This window comes from Micromonospora sp. DT4, from assembly GCF_049841675.1.
GTDB lineage: Bacteria > Actinomycetota > Actinomycetes > Mycobacteriales > Micromonosporaceae > Micromonospora.
This window is the reverse complement of sequence record NZ_JBNCKT010000002.1, coordinates 40,291-66,783: the sequence shown is the minus strand read 5'-3', so window position 1 is coordinate 66,783 and position 26,493 is coordinate 40,291. Positions and strand designations below refer to the sequence as shown.

Annotated in this window: 28 protein-coding genes and 1 pseudogene; 18 read left to right on the top strand and 11 right to left on the bottom strand. The window is 70.9% G+C overall.

Annotation, left to right across the window (positions count from 1 at the left end; genetic code table 11):
* Positions 1-41 precede the first annotated feature (41 nt).
* Positions 42-2,024, top strand: coding sequence for a protein kinase domain-containing protein (locus ACLQ24_RS01270; protein ID WP_425888545.1), 1,983 nt, complete (start codon positions 42-44; stop codon positions 2,022-2,024).
* 65 nt (positions 2,025-2,089) lie between these two features.
* Positions 2,090-2,317, top strand: coding sequence for a hypothetical protein (locus ACLQ24_RS01265; protein WP_425888544.1), 228 nt, complete (start codon positions 2,090-2,092; stop codon positions 2,315-2,317).
* 81 nt (positions 2,318-2,398) lie between these two features.
* Here the strand turns inward: ACLQ24_RS01265 and ACLQ24_RS01260 are convergent, their stop codons facing one another.
* The gene (locus ACLQ24_RS01260) at positions 2,399-3,151 is read right to left on the bottom strand and encodes a GH25 family lysozyme (protein ID WP_425888543.1); all 753 of its coding nucleotides are present in this window, start codon (positions 3,149-3,151) and stop codon (positions 2,399-2,401) included.
* A 127-nt stretch (positions 3,152-3,278) separates the two neighbouring features.
* Positions 3,279-3,830, bottom strand: a complete 552-nt coding sequence (locus ACLQ24_RS01255; RefSeq protein WP_425888542.1) for a Uma2 family endonuclease — start codon at positions 3,828-3,830, stop codon at positions 3,279-3,281.
* A 101-nt stretch (positions 3,831-3,931) separates the two neighbouring features.
* On the opposite strand from ACLQ24_RS01255, the gene ACLQ24_RS01250 reads away from it, so the two are divergent.
* The 3 genes and pseudogenes from ACLQ24_RS01250 to ACLQ24_RS01240 form a co-directional block, all read left to right on the top strand.
* Positions 3,932-4,675 carry a M50 family metallopeptidase gene (locus ACLQ24_RS01250; RefSeq protein ID WP_425888541.1) on the top strand — a complete coding sequence of 248 codons (744 nt, stop codon included), beginning with the start codon at positions 3,932-3,934 and terminating at the stop codon, positions 4,673-4,675.
* 130 nt (positions 4,676-4,805) lie between these two features.
* Complete coding sequence (locus tag ACLQ24_RS01245) at positions 4,806-5,114, top strand: ketopantoate reductase family protein (protein WP_425888540.1); 309 nt, start codon at positions 4,806-4,808, stop codon at positions 5,112-5,114.
* A 42-nt stretch (positions 5,115-5,156) separates the two neighbouring features.
* Positions 5,157-5,315 (top strand): annotated as a pseudogene (locus tag ACLQ24_RS01240) (hypothetical protein); the annotation flags it as partial.
* 260 nt (positions 5,316-5,575) lie between these two features.
* Here the strand turns inward: ACLQ24_RS01240 and ACLQ24_RS01235 are convergent.
* Positions 5,576-7,159, bottom strand: a complete 1,584-nt coding sequence (locus ACLQ24_RS01235; protein ID WP_425888539.1) for an acyl-CoA carboxylase subunit beta — start codon at positions 7,157-7,159, stop codon at positions 5,576-5,578.
* 85 nt (positions 7,160-7,244) lie between these two features.
* Here ACLQ24_RS01235 and ACLQ24_RS01230 point away from each other — a divergent pair, with 85 nt between their 5' ends.
* Both ACLQ24_RS01230 and ACLQ24_RS01225 read left to right on the top strand, forming a co-directional pair.
* Positions 7,245-8,120 carry a biotin--[acetyl-CoA-carboxylase] ligase gene (locus tag ACLQ24_RS01230; protein ID WP_425888538.1) on the top strand — a complete coding sequence of 292 codons (876 nt, stop codon included), beginning with the start codon at positions 7,245-7,247 and terminating at the stop codon, positions 8,118-8,120.
* Positions 8,121-8,295: 175 nt separating this feature from the next.
* Positions 8,296-8,868 (top strand): PH domain-containing protein, encoded by a 573-nt coding sequence (locus ACLQ24_RS01225; protein ID WP_425888537.1) that lies wholly within the window; start codon positions 8,296-8,298, stop codon positions 8,866-8,868.
* A gap of 46 nt (positions 8,869-8,914) precedes the next feature.
* Here the strand turns inward: ACLQ24_RS01225 and ACLQ24_RS01220 are convergent, their stop codons facing one another.
* From ACLQ24_RS01220 to ACLQ24_RS01210, 3 genes are all read right to left on the bottom strand, one after another.
* Positions 8,915-9,637, bottom strand: coding sequence for a MaoC/PaaZ C-terminal domain-containing protein (locus ACLQ24_RS01220; RefSeq protein WP_425888536.1), 723 nt, complete (start codon positions 9,635-9,637; stop codon positions 8,915-8,917).
* The gene (locus ACLQ24_RS01215; protein WP_425888535.1) at positions 9,634-10,356 is read right to left on the bottom strand and encodes a GtrA family protein; all 723 of its coding nucleotides are present in this window, start codon (positions 10,354-10,356) and stop codon (positions 9,634-9,636) included. Before ACLQ24_RS01215 ends, ACLQ24_RS01220 begins: the two co-directional genes overlap by 4 nt.
* 63 nt (positions 10,357-10,419) lie before the next feature.
* Positions 10,420-10,956, bottom strand: a complete 537-nt coding sequence (locus ACLQ24_RS01210; protein WP_425888654.1) for a GtrA family protein — start codon at positions 10,954-10,956, stop codon at positions 10,420-10,422.
* 441 nt (positions 10,957-11,397) lie between these two features.
* Between ACLQ24_RS01210 and ACLQ24_RS01205 the strand changes: the two genes are divergently transcribed.
* The 4 genes from ACLQ24_RS01205 (at position 11,398) to ACLQ24_RS01190 (ending at position 16,497) form a co-directional block, all read left to right on the top strand.
* Complete coding sequence (locus ACLQ24_RS01205) at positions 11,398-13,248, top strand: phosphoenolpyruvate carboxykinase (GTP) (RefSeq protein ID WP_425888534.1); 1,851 nt, start codon at positions 11,398-11,400, stop codon at positions 13,246-13,248.
* 31 nt (positions 13,249-13,279) lie between these two features.
* Positions 13,280-14,137 carry a hypothetical protein gene (locus tag ACLQ24_RS01200; RefSeq protein ID WP_425888533.1) on the top strand — a complete coding sequence of 286 codons (858 nt, stop codon included), beginning with the start codon at positions 13,280-13,282 and terminating at the stop codon, positions 14,135-14,137.
* A gap of 361 nt (positions 14,138-14,498) precedes the next feature.
* Positions 14,499-15,695: an NAD(P)/FAD-dependent oxidoreductase gene (locus tag ACLQ24_RS01195; protein WP_425888653.1), complete on the top strand. Its 1,197-nt coding sequence runs from the start codon at positions 14,499-14,501 to the stop codon at positions 15,693-15,695.
* Between the two features lie 31 nt (positions 15,696-15,726).
* Positions 15,727-16,497, top strand: a complete 771-nt coding sequence (locus ACLQ24_RS01190) for an isoprenyl transferase (RefSeq protein ID WP_425888532.1) — start codon at positions 15,727-15,729, stop codon at positions 16,495-16,497.
* A gap of 45 nt (positions 16,498-16,542) precedes the next feature.
* Here the strand turns inward: ACLQ24_RS01190 and otsB are convergent, their stop codons facing one another.
* The 3 genes from otsB to ACLQ24_RS01175 all read right to left on the bottom strand — a co-directional run bounded on the left by otsB (position 16,543) and on the right by ACLQ24_RS01175 (position 18,393).
* Positions 16,543-17,367: a trehalose-phosphatase gene (gene otsB / locus ACLQ24_RS01185; RefSeq protein WP_425888531.1), complete on the bottom strand. Its 825-nt coding sequence runs from the start codon at positions 17,365-17,367 to the stop codon at positions 16,543-16,545.
* Positions 17,368-17,433: 66 nt separating this feature from the next.
* Positions 17,434-17,787 carry a hypothetical protein gene (locus ACLQ24_RS01180; RefSeq protein ID WP_425888530.1) on the bottom strand — a complete coding sequence of 118 codons (354 nt, stop codon included), beginning with the start codon at positions 17,785-17,787 and terminating at the stop codon, positions 17,434-17,436.
* Positions 17,788-17,949: 162 nt separating this feature from the next.
* Entirely contained in the window at positions 17,950-18,393 is a 444-nt protein-coding gene (locus ACLQ24_RS01175; RefSeq protein WP_425888529.1) for an XRE family transcriptional regulator, read from the bottom strand.
* Positions 18,394-18,657: 264 nt separating this feature from the next.
* Between ACLQ24_RS01175 and ACLQ24_RS01170 the strand changes: the two genes are divergently transcribed.
* The 7 genes from ACLQ24_RS01170 to ACLQ24_RS01140 all read left to right on the top strand — a co-directional run bounded on the left by ACLQ24_RS01170 (position 18,658) and on the right by ACLQ24_RS01140 (position 24,331).
* Entirely contained in the window at positions 18,658-19,014 is a 357-nt protein-coding gene (locus tag ACLQ24_RS01170; protein ID WP_039907344.1) for a hypothetical protein, read from the top strand.
* Positions 19,015-19,045: 31 nt separating this feature from the next.
* Entirely contained in the window at positions 19,046-19,399 is a 354-nt protein-coding gene (locus tag ACLQ24_RS01165) for a hypothetical protein (RefSeq protein WP_425888528.1), read from the top strand.
* Between the two features lie 487 nt (positions 19,400-19,886).
* Complete coding sequence (locus ACLQ24_RS01160; RefSeq protein ID WP_425888527.1) at positions 19,887-21,302, top strand: PhoH family protein; 1,416 nt, start codon at positions 19,887-19,889, stop codon at positions 21,300-21,302.
* A gap of 278 nt (positions 21,303-21,580) precedes the next feature.
* Positions 21,581-22,258 carry a lytic transglycosylase domain-containing protein gene (locus ACLQ24_RS01155; protein ID WP_425888526.1) on the top strand — a complete coding sequence of 226 codons (678 nt, stop codon included), beginning with the start codon at positions 21,581-21,583 and terminating at the stop codon, positions 22,256-22,258.
* Between the two features lie 109 nt (positions 22,259-22,367).
* Positions 22,368-23,024 (top strand): rhomboid family intramembrane serine protease, encoded by a 657-nt coding sequence (locus ACLQ24_RS01150; RefSeq protein ID WP_425888525.1) that lies wholly within the window; start codon positions 22,368-22,370, stop codon positions 23,022-23,024.
* 104 nt (positions 23,025-23,128) lie between these two features.
* Positions 23,129-24,097, top strand: coding sequence for an NAD(P)/FAD-dependent oxidoreductase (locus ACLQ24_RS01145; protein ID WP_425888524.1), 969 nt, complete (start codon positions 23,129-23,131; stop codon positions 24,095-24,097).
* A gap of 99 nt (positions 24,098-24,196) precedes the next feature.
* Positions 24,197-24,331 carry a hypothetical protein gene (locus tag ACLQ24_RS01140; protein ID WP_425888523.1) on the top strand — a complete coding sequence of 45 codons (135 nt, stop codon included), beginning with the start codon at positions 24,197-24,199 and terminating at the stop codon, positions 24,329-24,331.
* Positions 24,332-24,464: 133 nt separating this feature from the next.
* Here the strand turns inward: ACLQ24_RS01140 and ACLQ24_RS01135 are convergent, their stop codons facing one another.
* Both ACLQ24_RS01135 and glpX read right to left on the bottom strand, forming a co-directional pair.
* Entirely contained in the window at positions 24,465-25,436 is a 972-nt protein-coding gene (locus tag ACLQ24_RS01135; protein ID WP_425888522.1) for a DMT family transporter, read from the bottom strand.
* Positions 25,433-26,464, bottom strand: a complete 1,032-nt coding sequence (gene glpX / locus ACLQ24_RS01130; RefSeq protein ID WP_425888521.1) for a class II fructose-bisphosphatase — start codon at positions 26,462-26,464, stop codon at positions 25,433-25,435. Before glpX ends, ACLQ24_RS01135 begins: the two co-directional genes overlap by 4 nt.
* Positions 26,465-26,493 lie beyond the last annotated feature (29 nt).

Here is a 26,493-nt window from a genome sequence, read left to right as displayed (position 1 = left end):
CGGCGGTGTGACGGTCGGCGGGTCCGGGTACCGTCTCACCGATGTCGAACGCGCTTCCCCAACTCGTCGCTGACCGATACCGGCTTCTGTCGCCGCTCGGCCAGGGCGGCATGGGTCGGGTGTGGAAGGCGCGCGACGAGGTGCTGCACCGGGACGTCGCCATCAAGGAGTTGGTGCCGCCGCCCGGCCTCACCGACGAGGAACGCCGCGAGATGCGGGAACGTTCGCTGCGCGAGGCGCGGGCCATCGCCCGGCTCAACCACGTCAACGTGGTACGCATCTTCGACGTTCTGCGGACCGACGGCGACCCGTGGATCGTCATGGAGTACGTGGCGTCGAGGTCGTTGCAGGACACCCTCGCCGAGGACGGGCCCGTGTCGGTCGCCCGCACGATCGAGATCGGTCTGGGCGTGCTCGGCGCGCTGAACGCGGCGCACAAGGCGGGCGTCATGCACCGCGACGTCAAGCCGGGCAACGTGCTGCTGGGCGAGGACGGCCGGGTCGTGTTGACCGATTTCGGTCTCGCCACGATCCCCGGTGACCCGAACGTCACCCGTACCGGCATGGTGCTCGGTTCGCCCGCGTACATCTCGCCGGAGCGGGCCCGGGAGGGCACCGCCGGGCCGGAGGCCGACCTGTGGTCGCTGGGCGCGACGCTGTACGCGGCGGTGGAGGGCAAGTCGCCGTACGCACGGCCGTCCGCGATCGCCACGCTGGCCGCGTTGGCCACCGAGCCGATGCCGCCGCCGAAGAACGCCGGCCCGCTCAAGGCGGTCCTCACCGGGCTGCTGCAGAAGGACCCGAAGGAGCGCATCACCGCCGAGGCGGCGGAACGGCTGCTGCGCCGCGCCGGTGGCAAGCGGACGCGGGGGATCTCCCTGCTCGACGGCGTACGCCGGCCGGGGCCGAACGGCCCGCGTGAACCGCGCCCACCGCTCGTACCGGCACCGCGTCCGGCCGAGGAGGTCACCGACCGCCCGGTGTCGCCGCCTGCTGCGCGTACCCCTGATCCGGTCGCCGCCGCCGCGGCCGGGCCGGCGGTGGCCGACGCGACGCCGACGGAGGTCATGCCGGGCCGTGCGGACGCCGAGCCGACGGCCACGGTACCGGCCGAGCCGACCGCGACGATCGACCGCCCGGCCACGCCGGAGGCCGACCCGACCGCCGTGGTGTCCGCCGGGGGCGATAGCGGCGGCGACGGTACGACGGACGCCGACGACGAGCCGACGGCCGTCGACGGCCCCCCGGTGGCGCCGGAGCAGCGCAAACCCTCGACGCCCACGTCGGTGATGCCCCCGGTGAGTCCTGCGGGGCGCGCGGCGGTCCCGCAGTTCGACGGTACGAAGCCGAACAACACCCGCCGGAACGTGCTGATCGGTGCGCTGGTGGCCCTGCTGCTGGTCGGTCTCGTGGTGATCGTGCCGATGCTGACCAAGGACGACGACACGACCCCGCAGGCCGACCCGACGACCGCCGCCGCCACGTCCGTGGCGCCGACGACCGCTCCGGCGGCGCCCCCGCCGACCAGTGGCGCTCCAAGCCCGACCCCGTCGGCCACGCAGTCCGTGGACCCCAACGCGCTGCCGCCGGGCTGGAAGCTGCACAAGGACCCGGCCGGCTTCACGCTGCCGATCCCCGACGGGTGGGTCCGCAGCCAGGTCGACAGCAACACGGTCGTCTTCAACCAGTCCAACGGGCCGGGGAAGCTGCTCGTGCAGTGGACCAGCACCCCGAAGAAGGATGCGGTCGCGGACTGGCAGGAGCAGGAGCCGAACCGTAAGGACTTTGTCAATAACTACAAGCTCCTCAGCATCAAGCCGTGCGACTTCTGGAAGACCTGTGGCGACTGGGAGTGGCTGGAGACCCGTGACGGGCAGCGGATCCACGTCCGTAACCGAGGGTTCGTGACGGCCAGCAACCGCGGGTACGCCCTGCGGTGGGAGATCGCGGACAAGGACTGGCAGGCCAACCTGCCGAACTTCGACCGGATCGCCAAGGGCTTCGAGCCCGACCGCAAGGACTGAAACTCATTCGCATGACTTTCCGTTGTCGTGGGTAAATGACCTTCGACGACGGAAGGAGGTACGACATGGGTTACCGACGGAGGGACGGCCGGCCCCGGCTGGCACTGTGGATGCTCGTCGCCTTCGGCGACGCGGTCCTGCTGCTGGTCGCCGTGGGAATGCCGGCGCTCATCGCACTGCTCAGCGTCGTGACCATTGCCGTCGGCGGGGTCGGCGCGTGGCGTCTGACCCGGCGTGGCGCACTGGTTCCCGAGGAGAACCAGGTGCCTGCCCTGAGCCGACGGCGGGCCTGACCGTAACCGGTGGTGTGGCGGCAGCCGGACCGATTGTCGACCGTGAGGTGACCGTCGATCCCGCTGCCGCCAACGGCCCGATCAGGTGTTGTTGGCCAGCGCGATGAGTCGGCTCCGGTCGCCGTTCCAGTAGTTGCGGTCCACGTTGCCGCTGATCCCGGAGACGGCGCCACTGCTGGTGTACTGCCAGAAGCTCCACACCGGTGCGCCGGCCGGCAGGGCGCCCGGCGTGCTCGACCAGCGGGCCAGCCAGAGCGGGTGGTTGGCCCACGGGCCGGTCCAGCTGCCGGTGCACTGGTTCCACCAGCTCGTGGTGGTGTAGATGACCGCGTACCGGCCGGTGCGCGACCGGTAGGTGTTCAGGAAGTCCTGCACCCAGTTACGCATCCCGGTGGTGCTGAGTCCGTAGCAGTAGCCGCCGCTGTACGGGTTCGCCTCGATGTCCAGCGCGGCCGGCAGGGTGCGGCTGTCCGCCGACCACGCGCCACCGTTGGACGCCAGGTAGGCGGCCTGGGTCGAGCCGGCGGAGATGTTCGGCCGGGCGAAGTGGTACGCCCCGCGGATCACGCCGGCGTTGTACGCGTTGACGTAGTTCGCGTTGAAGGCGGAGTCCTTGACGCTGGTGCCCTCGGTCGCCTTGATGAAGGCGAACTCGATGCCCGCGTTACGGACGCTCGTCCAGTTGATGGTGCCCTGGTAGTGGGACACGTCGATGCCGGCGGTGGTGGCCGCCGCTGCCGGGCCGGCGGTCGCGACCAGGGTCGCCGCCGCGGTGGCGAGGATGGTGAGGCCGGCCGCGAGCGCGCGGCGCAGCGATGATCGGGTACGGGCCATGAGTGCCTCCAGGAACGCCGGTCTATTGACGCCTATCTTTGGAGGTAAATGCCCTTGATCGCAAGAGCTGTCGAGAAAACTTTCACGACGGCTGTCGATGGTCTCCGATGACTGCGGTGGGAGCGGATCAGCGCAGCGCGGCCGGGTCGAGCTGCCAGCGGAACGGCTCCGCGATGCTCAACGTCTCGCCGGCCTTGGCGACCTGGTCTTCGACGTAGTGCTCGCCGTCGAGCCGGTACAGGCGCGGCGAGTGACCGTCACCGTCCTGCTCGACCAGCAGGTACCAGGGGATGCGCGCGATCGCGTAGAGCTGCATCTTGACCAGCCGGTCGGCCGCTGCGGTGCCCGGCGAGACGATTTCGCCAACGAGAGATACCCGGTTTGCGTCGAGAAAGATGCCGTCGCCGTCGATGTCGGTCACGACGAGATCCGGGATGACGATCCGGTCGATGCCAAGCCGGACGTTGATGGCCTCGTAGACCGAAAGCCCGTCGGGATCCGCCGCTGCCTCGATGCTGTTCGCCAGTAGACGCGACACCCGCTGGTGCCAACGGCTCGGGGCAGGGCTCACGATCAGGCTTCCGTCGAGCAGCTCGATTCGGTCCGGGGTCTCGCCCAGGGCGAAATAGTCGGCCTCGGTCCAGAGCCCGATGTGGTGTCCCAGGGGTTCCGCGCTCATCGGCCCTCACCTCCCGCTTCACTCGCCACCTGATCAGTCTCACAAGATACGAGCCGGTGCCTCGGCAGCGACCCGGAACGCCGCCGGTAGGCTCGCGCCCCATGATGTCGATCGACGGACTGGGCGACATGTGGGACACGCTGTTCGGCGCGCAGCCGGACCCACCCCCGCTGCTGGTGTTGGTCACCGCGGCTGTCGCGCTGCTGGTGGTGTCCACCCGGCTGCCGTGGCGGATCGCCCGCAACGCCATCACCATCGCCCACGAGGGCGGGCACGCGCTCGTCGCCCTGCTCACCGGCCGTAAGCTGCGCGGCATCCGGCTGCACTCGGACACGTCGGGTCTGACGCTCTCCGCCGGTCGACCCACCGGACCGGGCATGATCCTGACCCTGCTCGCCGGATACGTCGCCCCGCCGCTGGTCGGGTTGGCCGGCGCCTGGCTGCTCGGCGGCAACCGGATCACCCTGCTGCTCTGGGTCGCGGTGGTGCTGCTGCTCGCCATGCTGGTCATGATCCGTAACGCGTTCGGTGTGGTGTCGCTCCTGGTCACCGGAGCGGTGGTGTTCGCCGTCTCGTGGTACGCGACGCCGCAGGTGCAGGCCGCGTTCGCGTACACCGGGGTGTGGTTCCTGCTGCTCGGCGGGGTGCGGCCGGTGGTGGAGCTGCAACGCCTGCGCTCGCGTGGCCGGATGCCCGCCTCCGACGCCGACCAGCTCGCAGGGCTGACCCCGTTCCCGGCGTTCTTCTGGGTGGTCGTCTTCGCCCTGGTCAACCTGGTCGCCCTGGTAGCCGGCGCACTACTGCTAGCCAGCCCCATCCTCACCGACGCCGGCCTGGCCGTCTGACCCCAGCCCTCTCTTCCCCGTCGATCGTGGAGTTGTGGTGGGGCACGAAAGCCATGATTCTCCTGCATCCGGGCACCACGATTCCATGATCGACGGTTGAGTCGAGGGAGGGCACGGGAAGAATGGGCCCATGCGGTATGTGATCATCGGGGCGGGCGCGGTCGGCGGGACGATCGGCGTACGGCTGGCGCAGGCCGACCTGGACGTGACAATGGTGGCCCGCGGGGCGCACCTGGACGTGACAGTGGGGGCCCGCGGGGCGCACCTGGACGTGACAATGGGGGCCCGCGGGGCGCACCTGGACGTGATCCGGGAGCGCGGCCTGACGCTGCGCCAGCCTGACGGCGACGTGACCGCTCGGCTCGCCGCCCTCGCGGCCGCCGGCATCCCGCACACGTCCCCCGAGGAGGAGCGGGCCGAACGCGGCGACCTGGTGTAGCAGCGCCCGGTCGGTGGCGCTAACCGGTCCGGTGGGTCCACCTGGCAGAGCCTCGCCCGGGGTGCCGGCTCGATCGAGGTCGACCACCTCAACGGGGAGGTCGCGCTGCTCGGCCGGCTGCACGGCGTACCGACACCGTCGAAGTGGTCGCCGCTCTGCGTCGGCTGCCCGAGGAGCACCGCCGCCAACCCAGCCTGCTGACCCTGCTTGATCCGCACAACTTCAGCGATGTTGCCGCCTCACGGCACACCCGGGAGCAGCAATTTCCCCGAAGTTGCGCGGATCAAGCGCGATCAGGCCGGCGCGCGATCAGGCCAAAGCGCGGTCAGGCCGAAGCGCGGTCAGGCCGAAGCGCGGTCAGGCCGAAGCGCGGTCAGGCCGAAGCGCGGTCAGGCCAAAGCGCGGTCAGGCCGAAGCGCGATCGGGCCGGCGCGCGGTCAGGCCGGCGCGCGGACCGCGCTCTACAGCGGGATGTTGCCGTGCTTCTTGGGCGGCAGGGTCTCCCGCTTCGTGCGCAGGACGCGCAGCGCGCGGACGATCTGGGTGCGCGTCTCGTGCGGCGCGATCACCGAGTCGACGTACCCACGCTCGGCCGCCACGTACGGGTTGGCCAACGTGTCCTCGTACTCGGCGATCTTCTCGGCCCGGACCGCCGCCGGGTCCTCGGCGCCGGCCAGCTCCGAGCGGTAGAGGATGTTCACCGCGCCCTGCGCGCCCATCACGGCGATCTGCGCGGTCGGCCAGGCGAAGTTCAGGTCCGCGCCGAGGTGCTTGGAGCCCATCACGTCGTACGCCCCGCCGTACGCCTTCCGGGTGATCACGGTGACCTTCGGGACGGTCGCCTCGGCGTACGCGTAGATGAGCTTGGCGCCCCGGCGGATGATGCCGTCCCACTCCTGGCCGGTGCCGGGCAGGAAGCCGGGTACGTCCACGAAGGTCAGCACCGGGATGTTGAACGCGTCGCAGGTGCGCACGAACCGGGCGGCCTTCTCCGAGGCGGCGATGTCCAGGGTGCCGGCGAAGTGCATCGGCTGGTTGGCGACCACGCCGACCGGCCGACCCTCGACCCGGCCGTAGCCGACCACGATGTTCTGCGCGTAGAGCGGCTGGACCTCCAGGAACTCCCCATCGTCGAGGACGTGCTCGATGACCGTGTGGATGTCGTACGGCTGGTTGGCCGAGTCCGGGATGAGCGTGTCCAGCTCACGGTCCTCGTCGCTGATCTCCAGATCCGCCGGGGCCGCGAAGACGACCGGCTCGTCGAGGTTGTTCGACGGCAGGTACGACAGCAGTGCCTTGACGTAGTCGACCGCGTCGTCCTCGTCGCTGGCGAGGTAGTGGGCGTTGCCGCTGCGCGTGTTGTGCGTACGGGCCCCGCCCAGCTCCTCCATCCCGACGTCCTCGCCGGTGACCGTCTTGATCACGTCGGGGCCGGTGATGAACATGTGCGAGGTCTGGTCGACCATGACGGTGAAGTCGGTGACCGCCGGGGAGTAGACCGCGCCGCCGGCGCAGGGCCCCATCACCAGCGAGATCTGCGGGATGACCCCGGACGCCCGGACGTTGCGGAAGAAGATCTCCCCGTACAGGCCGAGCGACAACACGCCCTCCTGGATGCGGGCGCCGCCGGAGTCGTTGATGCCCACGACCGGGCAACCGATCTTCATGGCGAGGTCCATCACCTTGACGATCTTCTCGCCGAAGACCTCGCCGAGCGAGCCGCCGAAGACCGTGAAGTCCTGGGCGAAGACGCACACCTGCCGGCCGTCGACCGTGCCGTAGCCGGTCACCACGCCGTCGCCGTACGGACGGTTGCGCTCCAGGCCGAAGGCTGTGGACCGGTGCCGGGCCAGCTCGTCCAGCTCGACGAAGGAGCCCTCGTCGAGCAGCATCTCGATCCGCTCGCGGGCGGTCTTCTTGCCCCGCGCGTGCTGCTTCTCGACCGCACGCGCCGACCCGGCGTGCACCGCCTCGTCGACCCGGCGCTCCAGGTCCGCCAGCTTGCCGGCAGTGCTGTGGATGTTGGTCCCGGTCTCGGTAGTCACCCAGGGAATATAACGATGGTTCAGGTCGGAGCGGCTGTGCAGTACGCCTCAACGCCCGCGTCGGCCGCCGCCGTAGGCTGACGGAATGCCGGGTTCCCCGTACACCGATCTGGACCGACCGCCGCTGTCGGCGGCCCGGCTGCGGCGCGCGCTGGTCGCGCCGAACGGACCGTGGACCCGCCTGGAGCTGCACGCCGAGACCGGCTCCACCAACGCGGACGTGTCCGAGGCCGCCGTCGCGGGCGAGCCGGAGGGCCTGGTCGTGGTCGCGGAGCGGCAGACCGCCGGGCGCGGTCGGCGCGGCCGGGTCTGGCAGTCGCCGCCGCGCGCGGGCATCGCCACCAGCGTCCTACTGCGGCCCGGCGAGGCCGCGCCGGACCGCGACTGGGCGCCCGTTCCACCCACGGGGTACGGCTGGCTGCCCCTTCTCGCCGGCGTGGCGCTGGTCGAGGCGGTGGCCCGGCTGGCCGAGCTGGACGCCGCCCTGAAGTGGCCCAACGACCTGCTCATCGGCGACGCGAAGTGTGCCGGCGTGCTGGCCGAGGCGGTGCCGGGGCGCTCTCCGGCACAACCGCCCGCCATCGTCCTCGGCATCGGCCTCAACGTGACCCTGCGCGCCGACGAGCTGCCGGTGAACCCGACCGGGCTGCCGGCCACGTCGCTGCAACTGGCCGGGGCGGCGGCCACCGACCGTGACCCCCTGCTGCGGGCGCTGCTGCGGGCGCTCGCCGACTGGTACGACCGTTGGCGCACCGCCGGCGGGGACGCCGAGGCGAGTGGCCTGCGTGCCGCCTACCTGGCCTCCTGCGCGACGATCGGCCGTGAGGTACGCGTCCTGCTGCCCAACGGCGAGATCCGGACCGGCACCGCCACCGGCATAGACAACGACGGCCAACTCCTGGTCACCATCCCCACCGAAACCCGAGCCATAGCCGCCGGAGACGTCCTCCACCTGCGCTAGCCCCTCTTCGCGGCGATCTTGCTCTTTCTGTCGTGGCGTATCGGGCTCATGGCCGCGTATCGGCGACCGAAGTTGCAAGATCGCGGAAGCTGGGGTGGGGCCGCGTGGCGGATGTTGTGGGAGGGCTTTCGGGGTTTACCGTCGGCGCGTCAAAGAAAAGGCGTTGGAGGTTGTCGTGGCGTTCCCCGAAGACGTGCTCACGAAGGACGAGCACGTCGTGCTACACCTGCACCCGCACTGGAAGGCGCTGGTCCGGCCGATCCTGGTGCTGGTCGTCGCCATCGCCGCGGTGGTGGTCGGCGTGCTCCTGCTACCCGAGAGTTCCGGCGGTTCGATCGCGCTGGCCGTGATCGGCGCGATCGGCCTGGTCGCGGTGCTCTGGCTCGGTCTGTGGCCGTTCCTGGTCTGGCGTACCACCCATTACCTGTTCACCAACGAGCGCGTGCTGCTGCAGCAGGGTGTCTTCTCCCGGGACCGGCGGGACCTCCCGCTCACCCGGATCAACGACCACTCGATGAACCAGCACTTCTTCGAGCGGATGCTCGGCTGCGGCACCCTCACCATCGAGTCCGCCGGCGAGCGCGGCCAGTCGGTGCTCAAGGACGTACCGGGGGTCAGCCGGGTGCAGACCACCCTCTACGAACTGGTCGAGGCGCAGCACGACAAGCACTCGCTGGGCGACGGGGAGATGCGCGACATCCTCGCCGACATGCGCGAGGGCAAGCCGCTGCGCGACACCACGAGCTGATCCGATCGGCGCTGATCGCCCCGGCCCGCGCGTACGGCCGGGGCGCTCAGGCGTGCTGTTCGGCCTCGGCCGTCTGCTCGGCTGGTCGCGCCTGCACTGGGCCGGCGTGGGGCAGCCCGGCCTGCGCTGGGCCGGCGTGGGGCAGCCCGGCCTGCGCCGCTCCCGCCTCTGCCGGGTCGGTTGCGGGAGGCTCCGCTCCGGCCTGCTCGGCCGCTGGCGGCGTGGCAACCGTCGGCCCTGCCGAAGACGGTTCCGGCTCGGTGTCCATCTCGACCGGGCGCAGCGCGAACCAGCCGCGGAAGCGCGTGCGCAGCACCTCCTGCTCGGGCCGGTTGTCCGGGCCGAGGCGGAGCATGGTGCCGGTGAGGATGACGGTGCCGAGCCCTGGGCGGGCGGCCGACGGGCGGGCGCCGATCACGTCGACCCGGACGGCGAGACGGTCCCCGGCGCGTACCGGGGCGAGCCACCGCAACTCCTCCAGGCCGGGGGACGCGTCGGCCGCCGCGCGGGACAGCAGGTGGTCGACGTACGCCCGCATGAACAGGCTGACCGTGTAGAAGCCGCTGGCGATGACGCCACCGTGCCGGCTGGCCTCGGCCAGCTCCGGGTCGACGTGGTACCACTGCGGGTCGAAGCGCCGGGCGAACGCCCGCATCTCGTCGCCGTCCACGGTCACCGTCCCGAGGTCGACGGGGAGCCCCGGGACGAGGTCCTCGAAGAACAGCTCGGCGGGCGCCCCGGTGCCGGAGCGGAGGGCGGGTGGCGTCACCGGCGGGGTGCGCGACGAGTGCCGGCGTGCAGCTCCGCGGCGAGTTCCGCGTCCAGGTCGGCCGGAAGGCCGGCGGTCAACGGCCGCCCCTGGGCCGGAGCGGCGCCGGTCGGGCCGGGTGTCGGGCCGGGTGTCGGGTCGGGACGCTCGGCGGACTGCGCCTCTTTCAGCTCGGAGACCGATTCGGCAAGGTCGGCGACCGGGTCCATCCCGGCCATGGTGTCCCACTCGTCGCGCGGGATGTCGTGCCAGGTGGGCTCGGTCTTCGCGGCGTCCTCGGCCGGAGTGACGGGCTGGAAGACGAAGGTGCGGTACGACCAGAACCGGAACAGCGTGCCGAGCAGGACACCGGCGGTCTTGGCCACGTTCAGGGCCAGCAGACCGTGTACGCCCAGCCCGTACTTCGCCGCCGCGACGGCCCCCAGCTCGATGAGCAGCCCGATACCGTTGAACACGAAGAACAGGACGTATTCCCGACGCATCGCCGATTTCGGGCGATCCCGGTACGTCCAGTGACGATTCATCAGATACGACGTGATGGTGGCGACGAGGGTCGCGATCACGTTCGCCTTCAACTGACCGTTGACGAAAACGGTAAGTGCAAGGACATTGAACACCGCGTAATTGATGACGGTGTTCACGCCGCCGACGATGCCGAACTTGAGCGCCTCGTGGATGAACTTCTGCCAGCGCTCAGGCAGCAGACGGACAAGACGCATGCGAAACACCTTAGGTCAGTCGGTGAAGCCGGCGATCACCGGCCGGACGAGGTGGGCGGCAGGTCACGCCCCGTGGTCCCGCTTGTGCTCCACCCGCGGAACGAGCGGAGTTCCCGCTTCGACGAAGACGAACCGCCGGTAGGACCAGAATCGGAACAGTGTCCCGAGGCCGGTGCCCACCACGAAGCTGGCGATGTTGTCGGCCAACTGCGTCTGGAAGACGGCCGGCCAGATGCTGCCGAGCCCGTACCGGCTGATCGCGAGGCAGGCCACCGCGATCCCCAGGCCGACAGCGTTGAAGAAGAAGAACAGCGCGTACTCCCGGGCCGGGTTGCTGCGCTGGCGGTGCCGCCAGGTCCAGAAACGGTTGCCCAGGAAGGCGAAGGTCGCGGCGATCACGGTCGAGATCGTCTTGGCCGTCACCTGCTCGATGCCGCGCGCGGTCGCCAGGTAGTTGAAGAGCGCGAAGTCGATGAGGAAGGCGATCCCGCCCACGGTGGCGAACTTGCTCAACTCGCGTACGAGGTGACCGAAACGGTCGAGCAGTCCGCGGACCAGACCCGGTCGGGTCTGCCGGGGACCCGGTTGCTCCCCGGTCATCGTGGCGGCCACGGGGCGAGCCTACCGGCTGTCGAGGTGTCGGCGGGGGAGCAACGGCGACCGGACATCGTCGCCCACGCCGGCCCCTTTCACGCGGTGTGGGGCAGTTGAACGCAGCGTAACCAGTTGGCATGACTGACGCGCCTCGGAACGGGAATCCGCCAACCGGTCGGCAGGGTGGGTTGACGGCCCAACCGCAACGCGCGTCGGCCGGGGTGCACAACAAGATTTGCGTGAAACTGCGCAGGAAAGCGGGTATCAGATCGTGATGCCGCAGCGTAGCCGTACCTTGTGCAGTTCTTCACAACCAGTCCCACTGACTCGGAAGGCTGCCCGGTTTACGCTGAGCCCAATCCCAGGTTTCCACGAAGGCGGCGCATCGCGTCGCTGAGACTCGTGCATCCCATAGAACGGTCAGCGTCGACCACAAGGAGATGTGTCATGGTTGCTCCGGCTGTCGTGCGGGGTATCGATCAGGCCCCGACGTCCCATCCGAAACTGCTTGCCTGGGTCCGTGAGGTCGCGGAACTGACCACCCCCGACCGGGTCGTGTGGGTGGACGGGTCCGACGAGGAGTGGCGTCGCCTCACCGACGAGCTGGTCGAGGCCGGCACTCTCATCCGCCTGAACCCGGAGAAGAAGCCGAACTCGTTCTACGCGCGCACCGACCCGTCCGACGTCGCCCGGGTCGAGGAACGCACCTTCATCTGCTCCGTCGACGAGGCGGACGCCGGCCCCACCAACAACTGGATGGCACCGGCCGAGATGAAGCGGACGATGACCGAGCTGTACCGCGGCTCGATGCGCGGACGCACCATGTATGTCATCCCGTTCGTGATGGGGCCGGTCGAGGCCGAGAGCCCCATGTTCGGTGTCGAGATCACCGACAGCCCCTACGTGGTGGCCTCGATGCGGATCATGACCCGGATGGGCGCGGCGATCCTCGAGGCGATGGGCGACGACGCGAACTTCGTGCACGCGCTGCACTCGATCGGCGCCCCGCTCGCCCCGGGCCAGCAGGACGTGCCGTGGCCCTGCAACGAGACCAAGTACATCTCGCACTTCCCGGAGACCCGCGAGATCTGGTCGTACGGCTCCGGTTACGGCGGCAACTCGCTGCTCGGCAAGAAGTGCTACTCGTTGCGTATCGCCAGCGTCATGGGTCGGGACGAGGGTTGGCTCGCCGAGCACATGCTCATCCTCAAGATCACTTCGCCGGAGGGCAAGGTCCACCACATCGCCGGCGCCTTCCCGTCCGCCTGCGGCAAGACCAACCTGGCCATGGTCGAGCCGACCATCCCGGGCTGGAAGGTCGAGACCATCGGCGACGACATCGCCTGGATGCGCTTCGGCCCGGACGGCCGGCTCTACGCGGTCAACCCGGAGTACGGCCTCTTCGGCGTGGCGCCCGGCACCGACTGGAAGACCAACGCCAACGCCATGCGCACGCTGGACCGGGGCAACTCGGTCTTCACCAACGTGGGCCTCACCGACGACGGCGACGTCTGGTGGGAGGGCATGGGCGAGCCCCCGGCGCACCTGATCGACTGGAAGGGCAACGACTGGACGCCGGAGAGCGACAGCCTCTCCTCCCACGCGAACAGCCGGTTCTGCACCCCGATCACGCAGTGCCCGATCCTCGCCGACGAGTACTTCGACCCGAACGGCGTGCCGATCGACGCGATCCTCTTCGGCGGCCGGCGCAAGGACACCATCCCGCTGGTGACCGAGGCCCGCGACTGGGTGCACGGGGTCTACATGGGCGCGACGCTCTCGTCGGAGACGACGGCCGCCGCGTCCGGCGCGGTCGGCGTGGTCCGCCGCGACCCGATGGCCATGCTGCCGTTCATCGGCTACCACGCGGGCGACTACTTCCGGCACTGGATCGAGATGGGCAAGGGCACCGACGGCGACGAGGCCAAGCTGCCGAAGATCTACTACGTCAACTGGTTCCGCAAGGACCCGGACGGCTCGTTCCTGTGGCCGGGCTTCGGGGAGAACTCCCGGGTGCTCAAGTGGGTCGTCGAGCGGATCGAGGGCACCGCGGACGCGGTCGAGACCCCGGTGGGCATGGTGCCGGCACAGGACGCGCTCGACGTCGAGGGGCTGGACATGACCCCGGAGGACGTCCGGATCGCGCTGAAGGTCGACCCGGACGAGTGGCGCAACGAGCTGCCGATGATCACCGAGTGGTTCGAGAAGTTCGGTGACAAGCTGCCCGGCGTGCTCTGGGCCGAGCTGGACGCGCTGCGTGCCCGACTGGACGCGGCGCAGCCCCAGCGCCAGGTGTGAACATCGCTCGTCGCGGGCAACAACGGATTCCATGAGGACGGCCGCCGGGACCGAGGTCCGGCGGCCGTCCGCCGTCCGGGCGCTCACCTTCCTGCTGGCGACGACGGCGGCGGCGACCGTCGTGGTCGAGCTGCTCAACTGGTGGTACGCCCCGGAGCAGGGCTTCGGCCTGGCGGTACGCACCGGCTGGGCCATGCTGCGCTCGTTCGGCTTTCTGCTGCTGATCGGGCACGTGCACCGGGGCCGGACAGTGGCCCGCCCGTTCGGGTTGATCCTCGCGGTCACCACGATCTTCGCCGTCGGCCGGCTCATCGTCCCTCGGCAGGGAGTGCCGCCGCTGCCAGGCCTGCTCGGCTTCGCCGTGCTCACCGCGCTCTGCGTGGCGGTGGTCTGGCTGCTCTACCGCTCGTCGGCGCTCGCCGGGCATCTCGTGCGGCATCGGTCCCGACTGGTCATCGACTCCGCTGGCATCTCGTGGCGGGAGACCCCGCCGCGTCGGCCACAGGCGAACGCGTGGTTGTTGACCAGCCGGGTGGCGGCGTTCACCTACAGCCCGCTGATGCTGGTGCCGGCGCTGGTGGCCGGAGGCGCCATCCTGGACGATCGGCTCTCCGCCGTACCGGCCGTGCTGTTCTGGTTCGGCGCCGGCATCGCGGCCAGCTACGCCGTGCTGTTCTGCACCGCCTTCCTGATGCGCGGCAAGGACTGGGCACGTGGCCTGCTGGTCGTCGTCACGCTGGGCGTCCTCGCCGTCGACCTGCCGCTGTGCTGGTGGTTGCTGGGCCTGGACGGCCTGATCCGCGACGGCGCCCCGCTGTTGGCGGCTGCCGCCCTGGCCCTTTACGGCCTGCGCCGAGCATCCCGCGCCCCCGACTCCGTGCCGACCTGACAGCGGCACGAACCCATACCCGACGGGTCGGCGGTCTCGAGGCCCGGACCCAGCACCGTGTGGTCCGACCCTGTAGAGCTGCCCCAGATATGGACCGCCCGTGCCCGTGCCCGTGCCCGTGCCCGTGCCCGTGCCCGTGCCCGTGCCCGTGCCCGTGCCCGTGCCCGTGCCCGTGCGGGCGCGACCCAGGGATCGGTGCCCCAGATACGGGGCAGGTCTACAGGTGCGTGAACAGACGTGCCGGCCGGTGCGCTCGGACGAGGACCGGGAGCCGTCAGCGCCGCGAGGTGCGGTCTGCGCGGGCGGGCAGGGGGCAGGATGGCGGGTGGCGTCGGTCACAACGATCGGCGCGGGCGGGCAGGTGGATCGACGGGGCGGTGCGGGAGCAGTCGCGTCGGCCGGAGGGAGGCGCGCGGTGAGCGACGAGTTCGACGTGGTGGTGGTGGGTGCGGGTCCGGCCGGAGCGGCCGCCGCGTTGACGGCCTGCCGGGCGGGTGCCAGCGTGTTGCTGCTGGACCGTGCCGACTTCCCTCGGGACAAGGCGTGCGGCGACGGGATCGCGGCGCACTCGGTGGACGTCCTCAGCGAGCTGGGCGTGACCGAGGCGGTGGCCGGGTACGCCCCGCTGCCCGCGCTGCGGATGGTCGCGCCGGGCGGCCAGGCGGTGGCTCGGGCGCTGCCCCGACCGGCGTACACCGTGCCTCGGGAGGTGTTCGACGCGCGGCTGGTGGCCGCCGCGGTGGCCGCGGGCGCGCACCTGCGCCGGCACAGCGTCCGTCGGGTCCAGCCGCGTGGTGACCGGGTAGTGCTCGACGGGGAACTGTCCGGCCGGGTGGTGGTGGGCGCGGACGGGGCCGGGTCGGTGGTGCGCCGGGCCCTCGGCCATCCGGTCAACCCCGACCGGCACCTCGCGCTGGCCATCCGTGGGTACGCCCCCGCCCTGCCCGGCCCACCCGAGCAGCTCATCGTCACCTCCAAGGCGCGCTGGCCGGCGTACGCCTGGTCGTTTCCCATCGGCGACGGTCGGGCGAACGTCGGGTACGGGGAGGTGTTGCGCGGTGAGCCGCTGAGCCGGACGTACCTGCTGGATCGGCTGGCCGCGCTGCTGCCCGGCACCGACCTGTCGACGGTGACCGCGTTGCGCGCCCACCACCTGCCGCTGTCCACGCACCGGCCGGCGCCGGGTCGGGACCGCACCCTGCTCGCCGGGGACGCCCTGTCGCTGATCAATCCGTTCACCGGGGAGGGCATCTTCTACGCGCTGCTCTCCGGTGCGCTGGCCGGGGCCGCGGCGGCCCGCGAGCCCGAGGCGGCGGCCCGCCGCTACACCGCGGGTCTGCGTCGTCGCCTCGGCACCCACCTTCGCCACAGCTCGGTGGCCGCCTGGTTGGCGCGGCGGCGGCGGGTGGTCGACGCGGCGGTGCGGGCCGCCCGTCGGGATGACCGGGTCTTCGACGATGTGGTCGAGTTGGGGCTCGGCGACGGGCGGCTCACCGCCCGTACGCTGGGCATGATCGGCATCGAACTGTCCGCCGGGGATCGCCCTCCGAAGGGGTGATCCGGCCCGAGGGTCGCTACGCTGCTAGGTGATGACGCTGCGGAACCTTATCTACTCCGTGTACGAGCGCCGGCTCACGGCGAAGCTCGCGGGCAAGCCGGTGCCCCGACACGTCGGAGTGATGTGCGACGGCAACCGCCGGTGGGCCCGGGAGATGGGCTACGTCGACCCGAACGACGGGCACCGGGTCGGCGCGGCGAAGATCAAGCACGTTCTCGGGTGGTGTGACCAGGCCGGTATCGGGCACGTCACCCTCTATCTGCTCGCCACCGACAACCTGCGCCGCCCGGCCAGCGAACTGGACCCGCTGCTGCAGATCATCGAGGACCTGGTGGTGGAGCTGTCGGAGGAGGGCAATCCCTGGCGGCTGCGCATCGTCGGCGCCCTGGACCTGCTGCCCGCCCAGACCGCTGCGGCGCTCAAGGGCGCCGAGGAGCGGACCCGGGACCGCAGCGGCGGCGCGGAGGTCAACATCGCCGTCGGGTACGGCGGCCGGCGGGAGATCACCGACGCCGTCCGTTCGCTGCTGCTCGAGCACGCCGCCTCCGGTGGCACCATCGAGGAGCTGGCCGAGGTGCTGGACGTCGAGCACATCGCCGAGCACCTGTACACCCGTGGCCAGCCCGACCCCGACCTGGTCATCCGCACGAGCGGGGAGCAGCGGCTGTCCGGGTTCATGCTGTGGCAGTCCGCGCACTCGGAGTTCTACTTCTGCGAGCTGAACTGGCCGGATTTCCGGCACATCGACTTCCTGCGCGCACTGCGGTCGTACGCCACCCGCCAGCGCCGCTACGGCGCCTAAGGCCTGTTCCATAAGAACTGGCCAGCCGCCCTCCTGAAACAAACCCTAGGGCAGCTGGCTCAGGGCCCGGGTCAGGAAGTCGCCCAGCGCGTCCGGGGACTCGATGGTCAGGTCGGCGGCGTCGGCCACCTCCTGGCCCGTCTCCGGGTTGGCGACGGCCACGCAGACGCCGAAGAAGTCCGGGTCCGCCTCGGCGTGGGCGCGCAACGCCGCGAACGCCTTGATGTCGGAGACGTCGTCGCCGAAGTACCACGCGCCGGTGGCGTCCTGGACCACCTCGCCGATCACCATGCCCTTGTCCCGGTCGACGGGTGGCTTGAGTTCCAGCACCATCCGACCGGCCTGGACCCGCAGCCCCAGCCGATCGGCCTGCGCCTGACCCCACTGCTGCACCGTCGCGCCGAGCTGTGGGGCCGTACGCCAGTGCAGCGCGACCGAGAGCCGCTTGAACTCGACGAGGGTGCCGGGTGGCAGCTCCTCCCGGGCCAGGTCGGACAGCTCGGACATGGTGGGCACCCACGGCAGGGCGGTGGGCTCCGTGACGGTCTCGCCACCGGAGTGGCTGTGCTCCAGGCCGTAGAGGCCGTAGAGGTCCACGCCGCTCAGGTCGCCGAGGCGGTCGCGGAGGAACTCGACGGGTCGCGCGGAGACGATCGCGATCCGCTGCACCACCGGGGCCAGCGCCTCGATCGCGGCGAGCGCGTTGGGCGCGGGTCGGACCGCTGTCGGGTCGTCGTCGACGGGCGCGAGTGTGCCGTCGAAGTCGAAGAACAGCACGGTCCCGGCGGCCCGGCCGGCAGTTGTCTGCCATGCCTGGTCGGCGTTCAACGGGGTCCTCGGCTGGTGGTTGCCCAGATTCAACGGCGGCACGCGCGTCAGCGTACCCCGGCGTTGGGGGCTCATTCCTGGCCGAGCGGACCCACTCGGCGGCGCTCGTCAGCGTTCGGCGGCTCCTCGTCCACGGCGGCCGAACGGCACCACCGCCGCCTCCTGGCCGTGGCTCAGCAGGTAGCCCTCCACGAAGCCGCTGTTGCGATCCCCGGTGTGGGTCTCTATCTCGGTGAGGCGTGCCACCAGGAACTCGGTGAGTGCGCTGATCCGGTCGTTGAGCCGCTCGTGCAGCTCAGCGACGACGGCCAGGATGACCGCCGTGCCGGCGCTGGTGAGCGCGAGAAGGTTGACGAGCAGCGGTAGCTGCCCACCGTTGACCGCGAGGGTCACCACGTTGCCGGTCGCCCACAGTGTCAACGACACCGTGGCGACCACGACTGCCCACCACTTCAGGGTCATGGACAGACCCCTCCTTCTGTCCCGCAGGGCTGGGTTCGGCCTTGTCCCGTCCCCCCGCCGATGACGAGCCCAAGCAGTACGAATAGGGACGCTAGCGTGCCCGATCCTGCCCCGGAGCGAAACGAATGAACCTGACCAGGCGTTCTTTCGCCATCTGAGGAACTACCCGGCCTGATTGCCTCTTTTTCGGACATCGACGGGCAGCGTTGGGCGGTATGCGAGGTACCTAATGGTTTCGCGGATGTGGAACTTCTCCGCGTCCGACACGTTCGGGTCGACCAGGCGGCGCAGTAGAGCCTCCACGTCCGGGTCCATTGGAGGGGCCGGCTGGCCGGCGCGTGGACCGCTCGCGGTGCGGTCCCAGCCGAGCGCGGCGAAGGCGGCGGCGGGATTCAGTCCCAGGCCCTCGCAGAAGGCGACCACGCGTTCGGCCTCGGGGTCGCTGGCCCAGTCGCCACGGACCCACCGGTTGATCGTCTGCCGTGAGACGCCGGTACGTCGTGACACCTCGGTGCCGCTCCAGGCGCGCGTCGCCCGCGCCTCCTCGAGAGCGCGCCGAACGAAGGTGGCGAAGGCGATTTTTCGCGCGTTGGCCGTCTCGGTCACCCCGTGACGGTACGACCAGGCGTCCATGGGTGTTTGCCCAGGCACGCTGCTGTCACGCGAACGTGACAGCACTCTCGGGTTTGCGGTAAACGATCCAGAACCGCTTTGGAGGGGTGTCACCCGGGCAGAATAGATGCCCGTCGTGGCGAATGTAAGCGGACGAAAAGCTGATACTGTCACGCTCATGGGACAATCTACGGTGTGTCACGTGCATGAGACGACTGGTGCTCACATGCGTCACGCCCCCGGCGCCGAGGGGGTGTGGTGACCGAGCTCGCCACCCGAGCCCAGGCCTTCGGGCTGATCGCCGAGGGAGTGGCCGCGGGGTTGAGTGCCCCGTGGCGCCTCTACCTCGCCCGAGGCTGCCGATACCTGTCGCTGAGCGTCGGCGACCGCACCGAGTGGAACGCCTGGCGTACCCACCTCGGCTGCCCCGAGCTGAGCGTCCGGGTCTACGACGCCGGCGGGGAGATCCGCCGGTCCTCGGTCGCCGAGGTCGTGCTGGACGGCTGCCGGATCAGCGTCGAGTTGGTCGAGGAGGTCAGCACCGACGACCTGGACCGGCTGCTGGTCGCGGACCCCACCGCCGATCCCACCACCGTCGAGCCGGAGGAGCGATGAGCAGGCGTCCGGGCCGGGTCGGGGCCGCCCGATGAGCCCGTTCCTCGTGGTCTTCCTCGTCCTGGTGCTCGGCGCCACCAGCTACGCCGCCGGTCGCCTGCACGGACAGCTCAGCTACCGCATCGGCTACCGCTTCGGCTACCGCCAGGGCTACTTCGACGGCGATCGGGGCGCCTGGAACCGCCGTCGGCGCGACGCCCAGGCGGCAATCGCCTCCGCGCTGTCGGTCTCCTCGCCCGCGTCCGTCCGCTCCGCCGGCACGGTGGTCCGCCCCGCCGCGGCCGCCCGCCCCGGCACCACCTACACCGGCTCGTCGTTCACCGCGCCGGCCGCCCCGATCACCGGGCGGTACCCGACCGGCACGCTCGTTCGACGGACCGGCTGAGCCGGCCGGCGGGCCGCCGCGAGCGTCCCGCCGACCGGCGCGCGGGAACGCGGTGCGTCGTCCGCGACGGACACGCACCGTCGGGGCCACGTCAGACCGGTGACGGTGGCCCCGCCGGCCGGGATGCGCGCAGGGGGCATGCATCCCGGCCGGCTCGCCGTGTCGCTCCCGTCGGCGCTGCCGCGCGACGACACCGCCGCGCGGTCGAGGCGTCCAACCAGGCGTTGCCGAGCAGTGGCGCGACGTCCACTCGCCGGCTCGTCCGTTCGGCGCTGTTCACATGGCCGTCTCCAGAGATCCACGATCGCCCCTAGCCGGGACGGTCCGCCGCCGCTAGCGTCTAGGCATGGCGCGGGGTTCTCCCGAGCCAGCCGGTCCGCCCGGATCTGCGACCTCGCGCACGGGGTTCCGCATCCGACCCCGTGTCCCCGGGCACCGGACGAGGCGGAACACGGGTGGCCGGGTGCCCATCCGTCGGAGCAGGCCTGTGACGATTCGCCGTACCACCGCCGGTGCCGACCAGACCCCGGCCGCGACTGCCACGACCCGCCACGCCACCCGGAGCCGCCGTAGGGCGGACGCCGCGCCGGCCGACCCCAAGGAGCCGCGACCAGCGGGCCAGGCGTTCGTACTGGACACCTCCGTGCTGCTGTCCGACCCCGCGGCGTTCCATCGGTTCGCCGAGCACGAGGTGGTGCTGCCGCTGGTGGTCATCACCGAGTTGGAGGGCAAGCGGCACCACCCGGAGCTGGGCTGGTTCGCCCGGCAGTCGCTGCGGATGCTGGACGAGCTGCGGATCGAGCACGGCCGGCTGGACACGCCGGTGCCCGCCAACGACGCCGGCGGCACGTTGCGGGTCGAGCTGAACCACACCGACGACGGCGTGCTGCCTCCCGGGTTCCGCACCGAGAGCAACGACGCCCGGATCCTCTCCGTGGCGCTCAACCTCGCCGCCGAGGGCCGGGAGGTCACGCTGGTCAGCAAGGACATGCCGCTGCGGGTCAAGGCCGCCTCGGTGGGTCTGCGCGCCGACGAGTACCGCCACGGCCAGGCCGGCGACCCCACCTGGACGGGCATGTCCGAGCTGGAGTTGGGTGAGGAGCAGATCTCCGCGTTGTACGCCGGCGAGACGCTCGACCTCGACGAGGCGGCGGGTCTGTCCTGCCACACCGGCCTGGTGCTGCACTCGTCGCGTGGTTCCGCGCTGGGCCGGGTGCTTCCGGACAAGTCGGTCCGGCTGGTCCGGGGCGACCGGGAGGCGTTCGGACTGCACGGCCGCTCGGCCGAGCAGCGGGTCGCCCTCGATCTGCTGCTCGACGAGTCGATCGGCATCGTCTCGCTGGGCGGCCGGGCCGGCACCGGCAAGTCGGCCCTGGCGCTCTGCGCCGGCCTGGAGGCGGTGATGGAGCGTCGCCGGCACAAGAAGGTCATCGTCTTCCGCCCGCTGTATGCCGTCGGCGGCCAGGAGTTGGGCTACCTGCCCGGGTCGGAGTCGGAGAAGATGTCGCCGTGGGCGCAGGCGGTCTTCGACACGCTCGGCGCCGTGGTGCACGAGAACGTGCTGGAGGAGGTCACCTCGCGGGGCATCCTCGAGGTGCTGCCGTTGACCCACATCCGGGGGCGCAGCCTGCACGACGCCTTCGTGATCGTGGACGAGGCCCAGTCGCTGGAGCGCGGGGTGCTGCTGACCGTGCTCTCCCGGATCGGGCAGGGGTCGCGGGTGGTGCTCACCCACGACGTGGCCCAGCGGGACAATCTGCGGGTCGGTCGGCACGACGGTGTGACCGCGGTGATCGAGGCGTTGAAGGGTCATCCTCTCTTCGCCCACGTCACGCTCAGCCGTTCGGAGCGGTCGCCGATCGCCGCGATGGTGACCGATCTCTTGGAGGACATCCCGCTGTGATGGGTGTTTCGTAGCTGTTCATCCCTATTTTTTGTGTGGCACGAATCACAAACAGCTCGGTCGGTTTCCCATGTGCCTCACTGTGCGCGATGGTGTCCCACGAGCGCCCACGCACCACAGGCATCGTCGGTGATTGTTCGTCCCAGGTCGGGGCGGCATCAGTGACGGTCGGTACGTCGGCGCGACCGGCTCACCGGTCGGGGCGCTCATGGCACGGCTGAGGGCTGACGTGGCCCGGTGCCGCGCCGTGTCCTTGCCCCCGACGAAGGGACTACTTCGTGAGTCGGCTGTGGAGCCGGTTGGGCGCCCGTACGGCCGCTGTCGCGTTGCTCTCCGTGGGCGTCGCCGGTGGCTTCTACCTGGGCGAAGACCGGGAAACTCAGCAGCAGGGCCTGACCGCGCAGGTCGGCGTTGAGGTCGACCGGGTCGACTTCGCCTACCAGCGCGAGCGTCAGGCCAGCCACCAGGTCGCGTTCGCCCGGCAGCGGGCCGCCGAGTACCAGGCCAAGCTGCGGGCGGCCCAGGCTGCCAAGGAGGCCGCCGAGCGGGCCCGTAGGGCCGAGGCCGCCGCGGCGTCGCGCAAGCGCGAGCGGGACGCCGCAGAGAAGGCCGCCAAGCCGTACGACGGGCCGATCCCGGCGTCCTGCGCGGAGTACAGCGGCAACCGCAAGATCGGCTGCGCGCTGATGCTCGAAAAGGGCTTCGGCATCGCCGAGTTCCCCTGCCTCGAGAAGCTCTGGACCAAGGAGAGCGGCTGGAACCACAAGGCCAGCAACTCCTCCTCCGGCGCGTACGGCATTCCGCAGTCGCTGCCGGGCAGCAAGATGGGCTCGGTCGCGGACGACTGGCAGACGAACCCGGCCACCCAGATCATCTGGGGGTTGGGCTACATCAAGGGCAAGTACAAGTCGCCCTGTGGCGCCTGGACCTACTTCCAGAACAACGGCCACTACTGACACGACGTCCGACGGCGGGGCGGGTGGACGACCACCCGCCCCGCCGTCGCGCGTACCCCGGTCGGGACGCGAGTGGCGGTCGGCCCCTTTTGCTGATAGCAGTTGGGGGGTGAGCCTGCACCCGCCAAGCGGCGACCCGTTCCGGTTCGGCACCGAGGCGTTCTACGCCGCGCTCGGCCGGGCCTTCGTGGCCATGTGCGCGGTGGTCCCGTTCCTCTTCCTCATCGAGGCTATCGACCAGGGGCTCGGGTTCGGCCTCGACGCCACCGCCGGCATCATCCCGCACCGCATCGACGGCCTCGACGGGGTCTTCTTCTCGCCGTTCCTGCACCACGGCTTCGACCACCTCTACAGCAACAGCATCCCGCTGATCCTGCTGGGCACCTTCGTGCTGGCCGCCGGCGCGCGCCGGTTCCTGTGGTCGACCCTGATCATCATCCTGGTCTCGGGGCTCGGGGTCTGGTTCACCGGCTCACCCAACTCGGTGGTCGTCGGCGCGAGTGGGGTGATCTTCGGTTACCTCGGCATCCTGCTCACCCGCGGCATCGTCGAGCGCAGTTGGTGGAACTTCGCCGTCTTCCTGCTCGTCGGCCTGCTGTACGGCTGGCAGCTCGTCGGCATCCTCCCCACCGACGAGCGGATCTCCTGGCAGGGACACCTGTTCGGGCTGCTCGGCGGCGTGGTGGCGGCGATCCTGTTCCGTCGTCGCCGGCCCACGGTGGACGGTCCGGACTACTACTCGGGGTCCACCCTCAGCCTGCCCTGACCTGCTCGTCGGCGCGCCTCTGGGACATGCTTGCCCGACCGCTGCGCCCCGCCTACCGTCGAGATCAGCACGCGTTGATCCGCGAGGGGAAAGCGACGGTAGCCATGCGCGAGGTCGATGTCGCCGTGATCGGGGCCGGTCCCGCCGGCCTCTTCGCCGCGTACTACGCGGGTTTCCGAGGCCTGTCCGTGGCGGTGATCGACGCGCTTCCGGAGCCGGGCGGGCAGGTCACCGCCATGTACCCGGAGAAGCTCATCCTCGACGTCGCCGGGTTCCCCGCCGTCAAGGGTCGCGACCTGGTCGCCAACCTGGTCGCCCAGGCGGCGCCCTTCGGTCCGCAGTACCTGCTCGGCACGAGGGCCGAGAAGCTGTCGTACGCCGATGACCGGCCGGTGCTCGGCCTGGCCGGCGGCGAGCAGCTCGGCTGCGGCGCGGTCGTGGTCACCGGCGGGCTCGGCAGCTTCAGCCCACGGCCGCTGCCCTGCGCCGGCGGCGCCCCCGGCGACGGCATCGTCTACTTCGTGACCGAGCCGGCCGAGCTGACCGACCGGGACGTGCTGATCGTCGGCGGCGGCGACTCGGCCTTCGACTGGGCACTCGCCCTGCAACCGCTGGCCCGCTCGGTGACCCTCGTGCACCGGCGGGAGAAGTTCCGGGCACATGCCTCCACGGTCGCCCGGGTGCTGTCCCTGCCGGTACGGGTGGTGGTCAACGCCGAGGTCACCCGCCTGATCGGGGACGCCACGGTGACCGGCGCCGAGGTGACCGTGCGCGGTGGCGCGGCCGAGACCCTGCCGGTGGACACGGTGGTCGCCGCCCTCGGCTTCACCGCCGACCTGGGCCCACTCGCCGAATGGGGGCTCCGGCTCGACCGCCGGCACATCGTGGTGGACAGCGCGATGGCGACGAACCTGCCGAGGGTCTTCGCGGCCGGCGACATCACCGAGTACCCGGGCAAGGTGCGCCTGATCGCCACCGGCTTCGGCGAGGCCGCGACGGCGGTCAACAACGCGGCGGTGGCCATCGACCCGAGCGCGCACCTGTTCCCCGGGCACTCCTCCGACGCGGGCTGACCCTCGATTCTGACCGACCTGCTCGCCCTTCCGGCGCTCGGCCTGGCGTGGTGGATCTGGACACGGGCCCGGAAGCGACCCGTACGTCACCGGACGGCGGTGCTGCTCCTCGTACCGTGGCTCGGCCCCGCGCCGGGCCGCTGGGTGGCCGACCCGACCCGCGAGGAGAACCGGCGCGACACGCCGCCCTACCCGCCGTACCAACCCCTGCCGCCACGGGCGCCGTACCACTGACGCCTGCACGCTGACAGGGTAGATCTTGGATACTTTCCGTTAGCTGCTTACGGAAAGTATCCAAGATCGCCAGCGATGGCGGGTGAGGCGGCCCGAGGTCGTGCCGCCAGGGCGGGATTGCCACTGAGCCGCTTCAGCGGCGGGCGGGTGGCGCCAGCGCGGCGATCAGCACGGCCACCATCGTCAGCGCGGCCCCGAGCAGGGTGTTCACGCCGGGGTGGGAGGCCGCCGTGGGCAGCAACAGGTCCAGCAGGACGGCCCCTACGATCTGGCCGGCGATGGTGGCCAGGCCGAGCAGCAGCACACCGGTGAAGCGCACGATCGCGGCGGCGATCGCGATGAACACGATGCCGATCGGACCGCCCAGGTACAGCCACGGCTCGCTCGGCAGGTGTCCGGTGGGCCAGCCACGTACGACGATGTCGATCGCGAACGCGACCAGCAGCGTGACCGTGCCCACGGCGAAGTTGACGAGCGTCGCGGTCAACGCGCTGTCGGCCGCTGCCCGGACCTGGCCGTTGACCGCCTGCTGCCAGGCGATACCCACCCCGGCCAGCAGGGGCAGCAGGGCCAGCGCCAGCCCTCCGGGGTCGCCGAGCCGGTCACCGACCGCCAGGACGACCGCGAGCACCGTGAGCACCGCGCCGGCCAGGCGCTGGCGGGTGACCGGCTGCCGACCGGTCGGGCCGATACCGGCGCGGTCGACCGCGAGGCTGCTGCCGGACTGACCGGCGACCACCGCCACGGTGAAGACCGCCACCCCCAGCGCACCGATGGTGAGCCCCTGCGTCGCCACCAGGAAAGCGCCGCACATCCCGCCCAGGCACTGCCAGGGGCGCAGGGTGCCGGCCGTGAGGGCACGCCGTACCGCGAGCAGCCCCCGCCGTCCGCCCGGGGTGGCCGGCACCAGCACCAGCAGCACCATCAGGCCCAGCCCGAACGAGACCACCGCGGCGGCGAAACCGTCGCCCAGGCGTACGCCCAGCTCGCCGTTGATCCGGGACTGCACCGCCACCGCGACCCCGGAGGCCGACGCCAGAGCGACACCGACGATCCGGCGGGTGGCTGGCAGGGTCGGCGGTGTCGCGGTGCCGGTGCCGCTCACTCCTGTTCGGCCAGGGGACGACCGTCGAAGTCGACCGCCGAGTAGAGCGCCAGCTTCTCCAACCGGTGGTACGAGTCGATGACCCGGATGGTGCCGCTCTTCGAGCGCATCACGATCGACTGGGTGTACGCGCCACCGGCCCGGTACCGCACCCCGCGCAGCAGGTCGCCGGAGGTGACCCCGGTCGCCACGAAGAAGCAGTTGTCCCCGGTGACCAGGTCGTCGGTGCCGAGTACCCGGTCCAGGTCGTGCCCGGCGGCGAGGGCCTTCTCCCGCTCCTCGGCGTCGCGCGGCCAGAGCTTGGCCTGCATCGCGCCGCCCATGCACTTGAGCGCGCAGGCCGAGATGATGCCCTCCGGTGTGCCGCCGATACCCATGAGCACGTCGACGTCCGACTCGCCGCGGGCCGCCGCGATCGAGCCGGCGATGTCGCCGTCGGAGATGAACCGGATGCCCGCCCCGGTCCGGCGGATCTGGGTGACCAGGTCGTCGTGGCGGCTGCGGTCCAGTACGCAGACCGTCACCTCGGAGACGTCGGTGCCCTTGATCTTGGCGATCCGGCGTAGGTTCTCGGCCACCCCGGCGTTGATGTCGATCACGTCCGCGTACGCCGGGCCGACGGCGAGCTTCTCCATGTAGAAGACCGCGCTGGGGTCGAACATCGCGCCGCGCTCGGAGACGGCGAGCACCGCGAGGGCGTTCGGCATGCCCTTGCTCATCAGGGTGGTGCCGTCGACCGGATCGACCGCGACGTCCACCTCCGGGCCGGTGCCGTCGCCGACGTGTTCGCCGTTGAAGAGCATCGGGGCGTTGTCCTTCTCGCCCTCGCCGATCACCACGATTCCACGCATCTGGATCGAGTTGATCAGCTTGCGCATGGCGTCGACGGCGGCTCCGTCGCCGCCCTCCTTGTCGCCCCGACCGACCCAGCGGCCGGCGGCCATCGCCGCGGCCTCGGTGACCCGGACCAGGTCGAGGGCCAGGTTACGGTCGAGATCCTGTGGGATCCGCGTCCTGGTGTTCGTCATGACGGCTGCTCCTCCTCGCGACGGTGCGG